The following is a 16,510-nucleotide window of genomic DNA, read 5'->3' as shown; positions in this document are numbered from 1 at the left end:
AGTAGAGAGAGAAGCAAGCTAGAGAATTGGCAAATGGAGGAGTGATGCACCATGACTGGCAACCGTTCAGTGCTTTCCGGCTGGAGAGCGTATCTTTATGTACTGCCGATACTTGTATTGTCGGGATTGTTTCTGTATTACTGCATTGGATTTACCGTATACACAAGCTTTCATTCCTGGAACGGCATCGACACGGACATGAAATATATCGGCTTCGATAACTATATCAAGCTGTTTGACGATAAGTCTTACCATATCGCGTTACGCAACAATTTAATCTTCTTCGTATGTACGGTCGGCGTACAAGCAGCGCTTGGCTTAATGCTGGCAGTGCTGCTGCGCGCGAGGCTGAAGGGGCATGCGATTTTCCGTTCGGTTTATTTCATCCCGACGATTATGGCGCCGATTATAATCGCGGCGATCTTCCGCATTATTATGGATACGAATTTCGGTAGTTTGAACGAAGGTCTTCGCGCAATCGGGCTTGATTTTCTGGCCGTTTCCTGGCTGGGAGATCCCAAATACGCGCTGATGTCCATTATTATCGTAAATATTTTTGAATGGATGGGCTTCAGCATGACCCTTTATTATTCGGCGCTGCTGGCTATTCCGGATGAAATCTATGAGTCTGCCAAAATTGACGGCTCCGGCTTCTGGCGTACGCTGTTCAAGATTACGGTTCCGCTCGTTGGGGGCACGACCTCTACGCTCGTTATTCTCGGCATCGTCGGATCGCTCAAAACGTTCGATATCGTCTCGCTGCTAACTGGCGGCGGTCCCGGACGCTCGACGGAGTTTCTGACCACCTATGTGTATAAAAAAGCGATAGAGGAATTTAACGGAGGCATGTCCGCGGCAGCAGGCGTTACGATTCTGGTTATCGCGCTTGTGCTTGCGGTGCTGCAAATCCAATATACGAACCGCCAGCAGCGTGATCTATAACAGGAAGAGGTGAGTCCTATGTTTATTAATTTGCGAAAAATAGATAAGTGGGCGATTCAGGCCGTGTTGGCCGTATTCGCGCTCATTTGGCTGTACCCGCTCGTGCAATCGGTTATTAAATCGCTTGGAATCAACGGCTTCGGCAATTATTTGGCGGTCATCCAGCATCCGAAGGTCAACTATTTCCTAGTCGTATTCAACAGCTTCTTCATCGCCGTGTGTACGACGGCTGTTGTCGGGCTGCTCGCTACGCTTGCTGCCTATGCGTTCTCCAAAATGCAGTTCAAGCTTAAAGATGTGCTGTTCTATTCGCTCGTAGCCTGCTTGGCAATACCGGCAACTGCGGTAATGTCCCCGCTGTTCTTCACGGCCAAGACACTGGGCATTATGAACAGCTACGCAGGCGTTATTTTGCCGCTGGTAGCCTTCAATGCCCCATTCATGCTGCTTATTCTCAAAAACTATTTCGATTCCATTCCGAACGCGATCTTGGAGGCGGGCATGATTGACGGCGCCTCGTCGTTCCGCATGTACAGAACGATCATGATTCCGCTGGGCGTACCGGCCATTATCAACATCGCAGTGCTGACCTTTATTTACTCGTGGAACGATTATATTATTCCGCTGCTGCTCATTCGCGACGAGAAGATGTATACGGTAACGCTGGCTACGCAGTTTTTCACGGGAACGACGAATCAAACGCCGGAAATGGTCGCCCAGCTGTATGCAGCGCTCATTCTTATGACCATTCCTTCTGTCATCGTCTACATGTTCGGCCAGAATGCGATGAAATCCGGATTGACTGCTGGGGCAGTAAAAAGCTAAATTAGAACATTGGAGGATAATCATATGGACAAAAGAACGCAAGCAGATGGAATGCCGCTGAATGGCGCCAATTCGTATCACAATCCGCTTCCGATTAAGGCTGGAGCTGGCCAGGCAGAGCCGTTGACGCTCGTGCATCCAGACCCGTATGTGCTGAAGCATAATGGATGCTATTACACCTATGCGACTGGCGAAGCGGGAGTAGTCGTACTCCGCTCGGATGATCTGCTAAGCTGGGAGCATTTTGGTATTGGCTTTCGAATACCAGGACGCAAAAACTATTGGGCGCCTGCAGCCGTTTACGAAAACGGCCACTTCTATTTGTACGTTTCCTCTATGCCCGAGCATTCAGAGGATGTGCATGAGGAGCGCTTGATGGTTGCCGTATCCGAGACACCGGAAGGACCGTTTGAGTATGTACGGACATTTTATGATACGTTTTCGCTGGATGCGCATGTCGTAAAGGATGAGCATGGCGATTATTATATGTTTTATTCTAATAATGAATACTCTGGCGTAGATCGTGACCGCGCAGGCACGGTCATTCTGGTTGATCGGCTCCTCGATATGGTGACGCCGGCGGGAGAGCCGCAGATTGTCGTTGTACCTACGATTGACGAGGAAATTTATGAAGAAAACCGTTTCGGCGACGGCCGTGATTGGCATACGATCGAGGGAGCTTTCTACTTGAAGCGCGGTTTGAAGCATTATATGATGTACAGCGGAAATGCCTATGTTCGGCCGAACTATTTCTTGGGCTATTCAATGGCGGATGCTGGCAAGGGGCAATCGCTTCTTGAGCTGGATTGGCTCAAATATCCTTCCGATGATCAATATAAGCCGCTCCTTCGCAAAAATGAGGGCGTAGAGGGAGTCGGGCATAACTCTGTCATCCGCGGACCGAACAACGTAGATCAATGGGTGTTCTACCATGGGCGCAATGCGGCCGATGTGCTCGACATGAACCGCGAGCAGCGCACGATGCGTGCCGACCCGCTGCTTTGGAGAGGAGACCAGCTATATATCGCTGGTCCTTCGTACGCGGAGCAGCCGGCACCTGCACGGCCAGCCCTGCGTGATTTGTTCGATGGCAGCGGCGAAGGTTTAGACGGACATTGGCTGACGATGGCTGGCGATTGGTCGCAAGCAAACAGGGAGGCCCTTCAGGCGAACCGAGCCGTTGTTGCCGGAGCTGTAACCCGTGAACAATATACAAACTATGTTCTTGAGGCCAGCATGAAGTGGCATAACGACCATACAGGCGGCTTGTATGGAATCTATGCTGCATATTTGGACGAGAGCAGCTATGTCTCGGTATTGTTTGACGTAGGCCGGAGGGTACTGCGGGCACAGGCTGTCTACAAAGGCGTTCAGCATGAAGCGATCGAGCATGCGCTGCCTAAGGCTTATCGTTTTGCTGCCTTTCATTTGCTGCGCGTAGAAAAAACGGGAAGGCATTTCATCATTAAGCTTAATGGCGTTTCGGTCATCGAGGCAAGCTTCCCAATCGTTAGCGGCAGCGTAGGCATGCATACGCGCTATACGTCAGCAGCTTTCGCTGGCTTTGAGGTTACGCGGCATGCCGCTTTGACTTCTGAGAATGGAAGCTCTTTCGCAGAACTCCTGCAGCGTGTGGACGGTGAAGGCGTTTGCCGCGTGAGCGGCGGAGAGCTGCACTGCCGCAGCAATCATAATCGCCGCACCTTGTGGCAAATACAGCCATTCGGTGCTGCTGAGGCAGGCCATGCCTATCGCTTCGAAACGGATATTCTGATCAAGCGCGGGGCTGCGTTCGGCATGCTTGCATCGTACTCCGATGAAAGCAACAGGGTAGAGGTCATCTTGAGCCGGGCTGCTGAAACGATTACGACCTTGCAGCGCATGGACGGTGCAGTGAACGTAATTTTGGTTGCATCGCTAGCCGCCGATTCTTTTGACTGGACAGGCTGGCATACGCTATCCTGCACGGTGGCGGGAAGCAGCCTCACCATCCGCGTAGACGAGCATATATGGTTTGCTGACGCGATAGATGGGCTAGGAGGCGTACCGGGCTTTATCGGAACAGGAGAGGCGACTTTCCGTGAAACCAGCTGTACGGCCTTGTAGGCGAACGGTCTACCCCTTTAACTTAAGACTTGCATAGGAAAAGCTGCTTCATTAGGTTATAACGACCTTAGTGGAGCAGCTTTTGTTTGCTTTGTTTTATCGCTCATAACAGGATAGTTGTAATCGGTATTCTCCAACTTGATCAGAATGTTCATTTAGCGGATATGGGCCCTTGTCTTGTCTGTGCCGAGTGAAGGGAATAGCGTAATTTCATCATCACGATGGGTTTGGTCCAGCTACCGCTGGAGCTCATTGATCTGTTCGAAAGTGCCTACTAGCGTCTGCTGATTGTTGAAGATTTTTTTAATTTGAGGTAGCTTGCGTTTGTGGAGCCGAGTGCAATCGAGCAGGGCGAATAAGTGGAATAAGGAGAGGCTGGCACAATTGCGCTGCCACTTATTTGCAGCACCAGCTTGAAGATGAACAGCGGCGTGAATCGCGGTAGCTTTCAAAGTGATAGCGCCTTATGACGCACACTATTTCGATAGATTCAAATCAGCTAAGTTTGGCGACCAATTCCCATAACAACTCTCGTCTGCTGTTCAAGACGACTTTAGAGAAAATGGATTTGAGATGGTCTTGGATAGTATACGCGTATATATGAAGGGAAAATGCCATTTCCTTCCTGGAGAAGACTTGAGGTATTGCTTACTAGTTGAACACTACAACCAAATAGTTGTCCCCTGATGAAATATCATTCGCCATTTTGAATCTCGGAAAGCGGTGGAAATACTTAAGGAAAAGCGGGATGAGAAGATCTTTTATTAAGAGGGAACCTCTCTGTAGGGTGCTGCGGGGAGGTTTTTTTATATTTACTTCATGATGTTTTTAAACTGACGGGCAGCATCCCTAGTATGAAGAAATACAAGGTTTGAGAAATAAAAAGACTCCTTGGTGTGATGTTAATGGGTCCATAACGCTGGCCAGCTACTGGATCGATCTCCATAATAACTATGGGTTACTTTATGTCCGTGCGCAGCTCTTTTAGTTGTAGTAAAACGAAAGAGAGGATATAATTGGAAGTATTGTAAGCATCAATAGGTGTACAATCATCGCAGCAAGACCTAAATATTGTTTTTATATGTCATGTATTAGCTTAAATTCAACAAGGAGGAGAACTTCATAAAAACTATATCAAAGAAAAAACTCGTTTTTGCGATAGTAGCTGCAGTGATTGTCCTAACAAGTATTTATGTCCTGATGCAACCCAAAACAAAAATTGATATCAATAAGTTTTCCGAGTTTATGCTGACGTCATCGGTTTATTACAAAGACATGAAAGAAATGGATATTTCCAATATCAAGGAACATTACAGCGGCGTAACCGTCGCAGATGTTTCCAGCGCGAAAGTGCTCGTTAGCACAGATGGCACCGCCAGAGAATTTGCAATTATCGAAGCGAATAGCCCACAAAGTGCCGACATTATTCAAAGTGCGATAAGCTCCTATTCCAATGAGCTTATGAACAAATATCAATCGGAAAATGCAGAAGAATATGATCGCCTGCGAGGATATTACATCCATAGAACAAGAAACTATGTAATTTTAACAATCAGCGACAGCACTAGAAGTGGCAATCAACTTGTTGAATCATATCTTGACAAAATCAATTATGATAAGAGAGCATGATTGCTCAACCTAAAAACATTGTGCTAAGGGGTAACGCGTGTTCAATAAATCAGCGACTGATTAGTACTTTGTTTTTTCGTCCTTGGGAGTCGCTGTTTCAATTTCTAGGTTCTAATAAATTATTTTCTGGTGACACCTGTAGGAAACCAATGATACTATTTGTAACTGATCGTCTTCGATTTGTTATTTAAATCGAATGAGAGGTATTTCTGAAACAATACCACACGGTGACGAAGTTCTGACTGACACTGTGGTGTTCCAAGGTAGCAAGTGATATCTTTCGCTATATTCGAATCTTCAACGGATTGTCGTTTTAACGAATGAGGATGTACAAGCATGACATTTTCTTTGATACGAGTAACAAAATACTGTTGTTCTCTAGCATATTGATCAAATCGTTTGATTTTTCCATAAGCACGATCTTGAACAAGGATGTAATTCTTATTTGCGAGTTTTTCACCGATGGGCCCATCGTGGATTTTACCGATCGTTTTAATGACTTGAACGGGTTGTTCCGTGGCAGCACTAAGTGCAACATGAAGTTTAATACCCGCTCGTTGAAATATGAGGATATCGCAGCGGAGGAGAAAGCACGGGCTACTTATCAGTGGCTGATTGACCTGACGGACGACGTGAATTTGCAGGACAGCTTGAAGTTTCTGCGGGAGCGCGAGATCGTGGCAGTGGAAATACTTAAGGAAAAGCGGGACGAGAAGATATTTTATTAGAGCGAACCTCTCTGCAGGGTACTGCGGGGAGGTTTTTTGTTTTAAGAAGAAAAATTTGGAAAGCTGGCTAGATACGAACAATACATAGTTCTGAACTGTATCTTTCCTTAGAATAGGCGTCTAGCTGATTTCTATTGTGCAAATTTGCAGAGAGGAAGTTCGGGCAACTGACTTCAAAAACATTAATGAAGTCCGAACGGTTTATAGGTGGTCGCTGAACGATTGGTTGTTTGATACCTAATGATCTCGATTTACTTTACCGATGGTATGTCTCCGGCAATATTATGATAAGATAATTTCAGTTCAATGGTTCAAGTGTTTTGACCAAGGAGGGACTCGATGGATCAGGACTTTGAAAATCAAATAATGCATGAATTTAAAAAGAATCAATCCGTATTAATTGCTATTGGGAATGAAACTCGACAAGCCATTCTAATTACTTTGGCTCAGGGGTCTGGAATGCGTGTAGGAGAAATTAGTACGAATACACATTTATCTAGACCTGCAATTTCACATCATTTAAAAATACTAAAAGACGCTGGAATTGTAAGTGTTCATAAAGATGGAACTAAAAACTTTTATCGAATAGACGCCAAAAACAAAATGCAATCCTTACGAGATCTAGTTGATGATGTAATAAAACTATGTGAATAAATCATGATACAACAATTATAAACAATACCAAAAGGGGGGGAATCGATGAACTTATCAGTTGAAGCGATAAATGGGGTGAAAATTCCTCAGCTTGGATTTGGGGTCTATAATCTCAAACAAGGTAAAGATGGAGTTTTTGAAAAGACCGTTAGCGAAGCCATTAAAGCAGGTTATCGACATTTCGATACAGCACGAATATACGGTAATGAAGAAGCTTTGGGGCGAGAAATACAAAAAAGTGGCATTGCCCGAGAAGATTTTTTTCTTACGTCAAAAGTATGGACGACCGATCTAGGTTATTCACAAACGCAACGGGCTTTTGAGAAAAGTTGTAAAAAAATGAATACAAATTACCTCGACATGTATCTCATTCATTTCGCTGGTCCCCATTACGTAGAGGCTTGGAAGGCAATGGAGAAACTTTATACTGAGGGAAAAATACGAGTCATTGGAGTAGCCAACTTTGAGATCGAGCACCTTGAACAACTTATGAAGCATGCTAAGATTGCTCCGATGGTCAATCAAATTGAGACCCATCCAGAGTTTCAACAACATCGATTGCGAGAGTACATGTTACGTCACCAGATTTTACATGAGGCTTGGGGGCCGTTGGGCCAAGGTAACAAGTCTTTGTTTGAGAATGAGGTACTCAAATCTATTGCGCTTCGTCATCAAAAAACGGTTGGACAAGTCATTTTGCGCTGGCATTTAAATAGAGAGACTATCGTTATCCCAAAATCCTCGAATCCAAAAAGGATAAAAGAAAACATCGACATACTCGATTTCAATTTAAGCGATGAAGAAATGGATCGCATCGGGGAATTGGATACGGGGAAACGATATTCTGTAAATCCGAAGGGGTACAATGTAAATCCAATTGTAGTAAACTTGATGAAACTATTTTTGAAGTAACATAGGAGCTTTACCGTCACATTGGGACGGAATTTTGACAATGGCAAGAATGGGCGGATTTACTTTTACCTTTTCAATGTTCTCGCTTACCTCAAATAGTAGAGCTAAGGAATAGAGGCGATGTAGCTAACACTACATTGCCTCTTCTTTAGGTTCATAGTAAGTAGTCAAGCAATCTTAGTGATACACTATCTGTGAATTCCTGTATTGCGTACCCAAAAGTATTATGAAAATTGATGCGCTTCAAAAAACAAAATCAGGTTTTTTGAAACGAAAAAAAGATTACATTTAAGGTATTTCAAAAAGCATATTTTATGGAACATGAAGTGAAGGAACATGGAGATGGTGTATTGGCTATCAGAAATAATTTCATTTTTAAATCATCGAAAAAAGAATGTACGTTCGCATGTAATGAGATGAGAGCATTCGAATGATGCTACCTGAACATATTATTTAAATTAAAGCTACAGATGTATCACGAGCTTGAAGAATTAGTGGTCATAGGTATCGTGGATCGGCTCAATCTGTTCCAAGCTCGCTTTATGGTTGATGGCGATTGGTTGCTTACACATCTGCTGGATGATTTGTATCAAGGTAAATTTGACGAAGAAAAAAAGCAGCTTAGCGAAGTTTGAATTCGCAAGCGTCTTTCATATAGTTCATGCCGTTAATGGTTACGGTGTGCTTGAAAATGACGGAACAACGAACCTGTCAACGGATGAATACACGGTTAGCGAAGGGAAGATCACCTTCAACGCTGGCGTACTGGCAGCGGGCAGCCATACGAAAACGATAATGGAGAACTTCAATAAACCGATCTCGCGAAAAAGATATACACGACTACCGTACAACGCGTCGCGGCCTCAACAGGTGGAGGAGGAACGACCGCACCTGCAACTGACAGCAAACAAACGCTGTCTGCCAGAGCATCGGAGAAGCAATTGACGAATATGGTGGAAAGGTGCTCCAATCTTCTCTAAACCGATTACGATAACGTTCGATTCGGCAGCAGTTGGAGCGAATCAAATCGCTTCACTCTTCGATTACGATGAGGTGAAGAAGGTTTAATTACTCGAACTGCATAGGTCATGTTTTAACTTTACGAATGCTTAAAACTGCAAGCGATTAGATATAACAAATCTCAGTTATAGTAAACATACTTTGTCGAAAGGGGATTTGTTTTAAATGAGTAGAGTACGAAAAAAAATGTCAAGGTGGATGACGGCAATGTTGGTCTTGCTGGTAGCTGCCACCGGAATTGTAAAACCTATGCCGGCTCAAGCAGCTCCACCCGCGGCTATTCCGTCGCAAATCACATTGGCTATAGGCGGAGGCGCAGCCGATGGTAAAACGGCTATGGCTTTCAACTGGGTTGCGGATGCGACGGTTAACACGTCAGATATTGTTTACGGTACTTCTCCTGACTTGACCGGCGGTACAACAAAAAGCGCCGCAGTTGCCACAGTCAATGCTTCAACTGTGACTGGCAGCGTTCCGGACAACAAGCTGGTTAACGTTAAAGAGGTACGTACATATCGTGTAGTTGTTCAGGATCTGACACCAGAAGCCAAATACTATTACAAAGTAGGAAACACAACGAACGGTTATTCCGCGGTCTCCAGCTTTACCGCGCCTGCAGATCCTGCAGCTAGGAAACCGTTTTCTTTTTTGATCACTCCTGATACGCAGGGAACATCCCCAAGCACGTATCAAAACACCGCCGACTTGTACGATTATATTAATGCGAACCATCCAGATGCCGCATTTCTCGTCCATAATGGCGACGTAGTCGAGGATGCGAGTTTTTCAGACCACTGGCAGTATTTCTTTGATGCTGCTCAAAACCTTTCTAGTATGATGCCGATCATGGCTACTCCTGGTAATCATGACAATTCAATCTATGATAAAAATTCTATTCAGTATACGAATAGATTTAATTATGCATCTTTAAATAGGCCAAGCGGTCTGTCTGAGGCTGCTGTTGGAACCGTGTATTCCTTTGAATATGGAGACGCTTTGTTTATCTCTCTTAATTCTTTTGGTCTAAATTCCAGCGATGATGCCGTACAATGGAAATTCCTGGCTGATGAGACGGCGGCAACGACTAAGAAGTGGAAGGTTGTAAATCTTCATGCTTCGCCTTATGACCCGGGTTCAAGCCATTATGCAGTCGACAATGTGATCGGTAAAAAGTTTACCGATGCCGGCATCGATCTGGTTCTTGCTGGTCATGAGCATGCCTATGCCAGAACAACATTAAAGACAAATTCAACTGCGGCAGGCACAGGAAGCATTCAAAAAGCGAAGTTCGGCGAAGCGCCGACTTATGTCATTGGAGGATCGGTATACAACTATGCGTACAGCCTGCACGGCAGCAATGACACGTCTTGGAACGACTATTTCTATGACCTTCGCATCAACAAGACGGGTACTGGCGGAGGATCCATCTATTCCCCAGGCGTATACAGCAGGGCTGAGGTTACGAGTAATGCAATTATTTATAAAACGTATTACAAAGCGACAGGCTCTGACAAACCATTCCGTGTCATCGATGAATTCACTATTACCAAATCCGAGGATCAGATTACCCAACCGACAGGTGGCGGTACAGAACCTACCTCAATAACATTCATGTTCGACAATTATAATGAAGAAACACGCAAGCCGGATAAAGACAAGTACATGGCTCGCTTTAACTGGGTAACTCCAGTAACAACGAAGACGACGCAGCTTTTTTATGCAAAAAAATCGGATTTTGAAAGCAACGGCGGCAAGTTTACGAATTTTGTGTTGGGGACCAATTTTACGGTAGACCTGCGGAGCAATATTGCGAATGCGAATTATACGGGCGCAGGGACGCAATACTCTGTCGACCCAATTCAAAGCCATAAGGCAGAAACGGAAGTCCTTGAACCGGATACCGAATATGTTTACAGCGTAGGCGATGGCGCTAAAAATGTGACGAGCGTTACAGCACCGGTCAGCTTTAAGACTCCTGCCAGCAATATCGATACGTTTAACTTCAACTGGATTTCCGATGCCCAAGCAAACGATACAAGAGGGTATGCTGCAACGCTCGATAGTTATAAAAATATGAGCAATAAAGCGCTGACACAAGCCTTTACAGATTTTCCAGATGCGGCTTTTGTTGTGAGCTCGGGCGACCAGGTCAATTTTGGTTTTGACACATGGGAATGGGATGCATTCTTCGAGGCTAACCAGGATTTGTTCTCGAAAGTGCCACTCTATATGGCGACAGGCAATCATGAGTTCGACGGAGCGGGCAACAGCTGGGCTAATAACAGTTGGACTCCTGTGGACCCTACGCTGCAGAACTTTCTGGGCCGCCATAATCCGCCTAAAAATGGCGCCTCCTTCTACGGCGGTGGCGACGGCACAGAGCGCATGGTTTCCGGTATGACGAAATCACAACTAGAGTCTAGCAACTACTACTTCGTATATGGCGACACGCTGTTCTTGGTGATGGATTATCAGGATCAGAGCAGCGCCGCACAGATCAAAGCACAGCAAGACTGGATGAAGGCCGTCGTAAAGCAAAATCCGACCAAATGGCGTGTAGGAATGTTCCATAAATCGCTGTTTGGCTATCGGATGGCCAGCCCTGTAGCTTCATGGACGAACGCTTTTGATGAAGCAGGCATTGATGTGGTACTGATGGGGCATGACCATATTTATGCTCGCACTAAGCTTTTCGCAAGCGGCAAAGTCGTTGCGGATTTCGGCGACGGAACAACCTATCTGTCGAACTACTCTGCAAATAAGGACAATCGTGGACCGTTATACAAAGTTGATCCTGGAAACCCTGCCATTGCGTACATCGATACAAGAGAAGTCGGACGGGGATTTGCCAATATTACGATTTCGCCTGATCAAATTAGAGTAACAAGCAAAGGTTTTGATAAAAACGATGTACTGCAAACCGGGGATGTCGACGTGCTGGTTACCAATAAGCCGCGCACGTATGATTTGAATGCTTGGAATTATCCAGCGGTTCCGCAGGAAGTCAATGAATTTACCATCACGAATATTTCCGTCAACGGGTTTGCCAAAGAAGGGCAAACATTGAATGCCTCGATTACGCCGTCGAGTGCTACTGCATCCTTCAAATGGGAAAGCTCGAAGGACGGTGCGTCGTGGACGGCTATTGCAGGAGCGACAGCTGCTAATTACGTAATCAAAGCGGCGGACGTAGGTTCCTATTTGAGAGCCGTTGCAACGGGAACAGGTTTTTATAACGGAGTCGTAACCAGCACTGCCACAGGCAAGGTCACTCCGCTTGCCGGCAGCGGCTCAGCAAAAATAAAAATCAAAACAGCAAACGATCTGGTTGCACTGTCACAGAAATTCGGCACGCCTGAATATCCGTTTGACGGGAATTACGAACTGTCAGCGGATATTGATATGACAGATGCTGCGTTTACATCGATCGGCAGAGACACGGTTCCAAAACAATTTATTGGGACATTTAACGGAAAAGGATATATCATTCGCAATCTCAAAATTTCGTCCACTGATACCAGCACGGGCTTCTTCGCTTATATCGGATCTGGTGGCAGAGTAGTAAATCTTAATTTGGCAAATGTAGACATAACTGGTATGAATAGAACTGGAATCATTGCAGGGGTATCCAGCGGTACGATTGAAAACAGCTATGTGGACGGCAAAGTAACCGGCACCGGTTATACAGGCGGTATAGCAGGACTGCTCTATGCGGGTACATTGCAAAACACGGTCATGAACGCAGATGTTAGCGGGACCACAGTAGGCGGCTTAGTTGGAGGCACCAATTACAACGGTTCTGGTTGGTCGCTTATTCAACAAACAGTTGGAAATGTAATTTTGAATAACGATGTGAGAGGTACGGTTACAAGAATCGGTGCAACTCAATATACCGGTGGTATCGTCGGTGATATGGGCGGCGGTTCGGGTAGCGTGCTTCAGACCTTTAATGGTAATGCATTCTTATCTGAAATTATTGAAAATCCTATGAAGCTGCTTGCAGGCTATTGGTCGGGCAGCAGGCCGATCGTCGACTCCAATCAAGTGAATTACTATGACAGTGCCAAGTTAAACACAAGTGGCATACCTTCGGGAACCGTCCCTGTTTTTGTAGCGAAGTCGGCAGCTGATTTTGCACAGCAAGCAACTTATGTGGCCTTGGGATGGGACTTTACGGGCATTTGGAAATGGGATGCCACGAATAACGTACCCGTGCCTCGCGTTCTTGATCTTGGCGGGGGCTCAGATAAAATAAAAATCAAAACTCCAAGCGATTTGGTCTCATTGTCGCAGAATTTCGGTACGCCTGAATACCCGTATGATGGGAATTACGAGTTGTCGGCGAATATCGATATGAAGGATGTGGAGTTTGCCGCGATCGGCGGAAAAGACACGTCAAAGCCATTTATAGGGACGTTCAACGGAAAAAGATATACGATAAGTAATCTCAAAATTTCAACGACCAACAGCAGTACAGGTTTCTTTGCCTACATCGGCAATGGAGGCAAAGTCGTAAATCTGAAATTGTCGAATGTCGATATTACCGGCGGCAATAGCACAGGTGCCATTGCAGGAACTTCCATGGGCACAATTGAAAACAGCTATGTGAGTGGTAAAGTCACAGGTGGAAGCAATACAGGCGGTATTGTAGGTACGCTCCATGCAGCCACTTTGCTAAATTCCTTCATATCTGCAGATGTGAGTGGAACAACAGTTGGAGGCTTGATTGGCGGTACAGGTTGGAACAGCGCAGGTTCGCCAATTCCTGTTCGATATGAGACTGTACCTACCGTAATTCTGAATAACTATGTGGGTGGAACGTTTAATAAGCTGGGCACATATTCCGGTGCAATGGTTGGGGATATGGGCGGTTCTGCTGGAAATCTGCTCCAAACCTTGAATGGCAATGTGGTAGCCAATGCAATTAATGGACCTGCTCCTGGTCCAATCGCAGGGTATTGGTCCGGCAGCAGGCCAATCGTCGACTCCAATAAAGTCAATTACTATGACGGCGCGCGTTTAAGCACTAGTGGATTGCCTTCAGTGATTATCCCAGCATTTGCTTCAAAGTCGGCTACTGATTTTGCGCAGCAAGCAACCTTTGAAGACTTGGGTTGGGACTTCACGAACGTATGGGTTTGGGATGCAACGAACAACATTCCTGTGCCTCGAGTGCTAGATCTTGGTGAAGAAGAAGAAGAAGGAACAATCTCTGCTCTAACTGTTGCCGGTGGTACGGTTGAAGTAGACGGAGCTGCCGCAGGAAGTTCTGCACAGGTTGAGGAAGGCTCGACGGTTAAAGTACTTGCGGCTGTTCCAAACGGACAACGCTTTGTAAAATGGAATGCGACAGGGCTTGCATATGGAAGCAATACAACAAATCCACTGACATTTACAATGCCGGCAAACCCGGTTTCATTGACGGCTGAATTCGAAAATGTACCGATGACGAACGCGGATTTGAGTGATCTTAGGGTAGACGGCACGACAATAAACGGATTTGACTCCAATACGTTGAACTACACGGTAAACGTGCCGAACGTAAAAACTTCCGTGACGGTAGCGGTTTATGCATTTGACACGAAGGCAACTGTCGCTGTCGCAGGCGGCAGTAACCTGGTTGTTGGAGACAACACGATAACGGTTACTGTTACGGCTGAAGACGGAGAAACAACGAAGGTCTATACGATAATCGTAAAGCGCGGGACAGTGGGGCTGTCTTCCAATGCCGAACTGAGCGATTTGAAAGTGGACGGCACGACAATAAACGGATTTAACGCCAATACGTTGAACTACACGTTGAATGTGCCGAACGGTCAAACTTCCGTGATGGTAGCGGCAACCGGGTCCGACTCGAAGGCAACTGTCGCTGTCGCAGGCGACAGTAACCTGGTTGTTGGAGACAACACGATAACGGTTACTGTTACGGCTGAAGACGGAGAAACAACGAAGGTCTATACGATAATCGTAAAGCGCGGGACAGTGGGGCTGTCTTCCAATGCCGAACTGAGCGATTTGAAAGTGGACGGCACGACAATAAACGGATTTAACGCCAATACGTTGAACTACACGTTGAATGTGCCGAACGGTCAAACTTCCGTGATGGTAGCGGCAACTGGGTCCGACTCGAAGGCAACTGTCGCTGTCGCAGGCGGCAACAGCCTGATTGTCGGTGACAACGCCTTAACGGTAACCGTAACAGCGGAAGACGGAGCGACGAAGAAAGTATACACGATTATCGTACATCGCGCCGCCGCCTCGACAGGCGGAGGAGGAACGACCGCACCTGCAACTGACAGCAAACAAACGCTGCCTGCGGGCATAGGGGGGACGGCCCAGTTCGATAAAAATGCCGTCACCATGGTGGTTCCTGCCGGAGCATCGGAGAAGCAATTGACGATTACGGTGGAGAAGGTGATCGAAACCTCGCAGCTCGTAACGAACAAGGACATTCTACTTAGCCCGGTCTATGAAATTCTGAAAAACTTTACAGAAAACTTCTCGAAACCGATCACGATCACGTTAACGTTCGATTCGGCAACAGTGGGAGCGAATCAAGTCGCTTCTCTCTTCTATTACGATGAGCTGAAGAAGGTTTGGGTGGAAATCGGAGGGACGGTGAGCGGCAATCGGATTACGGCGGAAGTTGATCACTTCACGAAGTTCGCTGTATTCGCCGTAGCGAAGATAGAGCCCGAAGAAAACGTAGGTGAAGGAGCGACGTTCAGCGACATAACAGGCCACTGGGCGGAAGAAAGCATCAAGAAGGCGGCTGCGAAGGGCATTGTCGACGGTTATGCTGACGGCATATTCAAGCCGAACGGCGAGATAACCCGCGCCCAATTCGCGGTGATGCTGGCCCGTGCTCTGAAGCTGGAAGGCAACGAAGCAACATTGGCGTTTACCGATAAGGAAAGCATCGGCGACTGGGCGAAGAAAGGCATTGCACAGGCCGTTAAAGCGGGCATCGTGAACGGATACAGCGATGGCAGCTTCAGGCCGAACGCGAAGATCAGCCGCGCCGAGATGGTAACGATGATCGCGAATGCGCAGGGTCTGACTGCAAAAGCCAATGCGGCAACTGCGTTTGCGGATCATGCCGACATCCCGGCGTGGGCGGAAGCGGCAGTATCGGCAACGGTCGAGAAAGGCATCGTTCAAGGCATCGGTGACAACAAATTTGCTCCGAACCAAACGGCAACGAGGGCGCAGGCAGCAGTCATTCTTCTTAGAGCGCTTGAGCTTGCCAGCAATTAAATCTTCATTCGCTCTTTAAAGCCAGGCCCCCGGTACTTGAGCTGGGGGCTTGAATTTAATAATTGCACCGGACGGTTTCCTGAAGAAACAGTCACAAAATTGAGAAAGCAGTTGTCGCAGCGTTTTCACTGTGATGGCTGCTTTTGATATTTTGGGCGGAGAGCAATCTTCGCAATAACGAGAATAAAATACTAACTCAGACAGATTTGAAATGATACACTACAACTGTAGCTAGAAATAATAATAGTTTAATCACTGTTAATTACCATGTATCAACGAATTTGCTCACTTAGAAATGATTGCTACAATTATTTGTTAATCAGTTGCATAATAACTATTAAAGGTTGTGGATGTGTTTGTAAAGATATTGCATATTAAATGACAAGGAGCTACAACTTTATTTCAGAATATAGATCTGAAAGCAATTAGTAAGGAGT

Annotated in this window: 11 protein-coding genes and 1 pseudogene; 10 read left to right on the top strand and 2 right to left on the bottom strand. The window is 46.1% G+C overall.

The features are described 5' to 3' along the window. Positions 1 to 51: 51 nt before the first annotated feature. From E0496_RS16935 to E0496_RS16925, 3 genes are read left to right on the top strand one after another with little or no spacing between them, the layout of a single operon-like run. Positions 52 to 942 carry a carbohydrate ABC transporter permease gene (locus E0496_RS16935; RefSeq protein ID WP_141502965.1) on the top strand — a complete coding sequence of 297 codons (891 nt, stop codon included), beginning with the start codon at positions 52 to 54 and terminating at the stop codon, positions 940 to 942. Between the two features lie 18 nt (positions 943 to 960). Then, positions 961 to 1,767: a carbohydrate ABC transporter permease gene (locus E0496_RS16930; RefSeq protein ID WP_141502964.1), complete on the top strand. Its 807-nt coding sequence runs from the start codon at positions 961 to 963 to the stop codon at positions 1,765 to 1,767. A 24-nt stretch (positions 1,768 to 1,791) separates the two neighbouring features. Continuing rightward, positions 1,792 to 3,873 carry a glycoside hydrolase family 43 protein gene (locus E0496_RS16925; protein ID WP_141502963.1) on the top strand — a complete coding sequence of 694 codons (2,082 nt, stop codon included), beginning with the start codon at positions 1,792 to 1,794 and terminating at the stop codon, positions 3,871 to 3,873. Positions 3,874 to 4,109: 236 nt separating this feature from the next. On the opposite strand, the gene E0496_RS36205 is transcribed toward E0496_RS16925, so the two are convergent. Beyond that, positions 4,110 to 4,325 (bottom strand): hypothetical protein, encoded by a 216-nt coding sequence (locus E0496_RS36205; protein WP_206669790.1) that lies wholly within the window; start codon positions 4,323 to 4,325, stop codon positions 4,110 to 4,112. A gap of 748 nt (positions 4,326 to 5,073) precedes the next feature. On the opposite strand from E0496_RS36205, the gene E0496_RS16920 reads away from it, so the two are divergent. Continuing rightward, positions 5,074 to 5,502: a DUF4358 domain-containing protein gene (locus E0496_RS16920; protein WP_141502962.1), complete on the top strand. Its 429-nt coding sequence runs from the start codon at positions 5,074 to 5,076 to the stop codon at positions 5,500 to 5,502. Between the two features lie 155 nt (positions 5,503 to 5,657). Here the strand turns inward: E0496_RS16920 and E0496_RS37185 are convergent, their stop codons facing one another. After that, positions 5,658 to 5,999 carry a hypothetical protein gene (locus E0496_RS37185; protein WP_421924209.1) on the bottom strand — a complete coding sequence of 114 codons (342 nt, stop codon included), beginning with the start codon at positions 5,997 to 5,999 and terminating at the stop codon, positions 5,658 to 5,660. Positions 6,000 to 6,062: 63 nt separating this feature from the next. Between E0496_RS37185 and E0496_RS16910 the strand changes: the two are divergent. From E0496_RS16910 to E0496_RS16890, 6 genes and pseudogenes are all read left to right on the top strand, one after another. Then, positions 6,063 to 6,230, top strand: a pseudogene (locus E0496_RS16910) (manganese catalase family protein); the annotation flags it as partial. A 339-nt stretch (positions 6,231 to 6,569) separates the two neighbouring features. Further along, on the top strand, positions 6,570 to 6,884 hold the full coding sequence (locus E0496_RS16905; protein ID WP_141502961.1) for an ArsR/SmtB family transcription factor: 315 nt from the start codon (positions 6,570 to 6,572) through the stop codon (positions 6,882 to 6,884). A 45-nt stretch (positions 6,885 to 6,929) separates the two neighbouring features. Further along, positions 6,930 to 7,796: an aldo/keto reductase gene (locus E0496_RS16900; protein WP_141502960.1), complete on the top strand. Its 867-nt coding sequence runs from the start codon at positions 6,930 to 6,932 to the stop codon at positions 7,794 to 7,796. Positions 7,797 to 8,266: 470 nt separating this feature from the next. Next, positions 8,267 to 8,431: a hypothetical protein gene (locus E0496_RS36200; RefSeq protein WP_206669789.1), complete on the top strand. Its 165-nt coding sequence runs from the start codon at positions 8,267 to 8,269 to the stop codon at positions 8,429 to 8,431. After that, the gene (locus tag E0496_RS16895; protein WP_141502959.1) at positions 8,397 to 8,741 is read left to right on the top strand and encodes a hemoblobin-interacting domain-containing protein; all 345 of its coding nucleotides are present in this window, start codon (positions 8,397 to 8,399) and stop codon (positions 8,739 to 8,741) included. Before E0496_RS36200 ends, E0496_RS16895 begins: the two co-directional genes overlap by 35 nt. 240 nt (positions 8,742 to 8,981) lie before the next feature. After that, positions 8,982 to 16,073 (top strand): S-layer homology domain-containing protein, encoded by a 7,092-nt coding sequence (locus E0496_RS16890; protein WP_141502958.1) that lies wholly within the window; start codon positions 8,982 to 8,984, stop codon positions 16,071 to 16,073. Positions 16,074 to 16,510 lie beyond the last annotated feature (437 nt).

This window comes from Paenibacillus luteus, from assembly GCF_006542765.1.
Taxonomy (GTDB): Bacteria; Bacillota; Bacilli; order Paenibacillales; family Paenibacillaceae; genus Pristimantibacillus; species Pristimantibacillus luteus.
The sequence above is the reverse complement of the archived record's forward strand: the minus strand, read 5'-3'. Positions and strand labels throughout refer to the sequence as shown.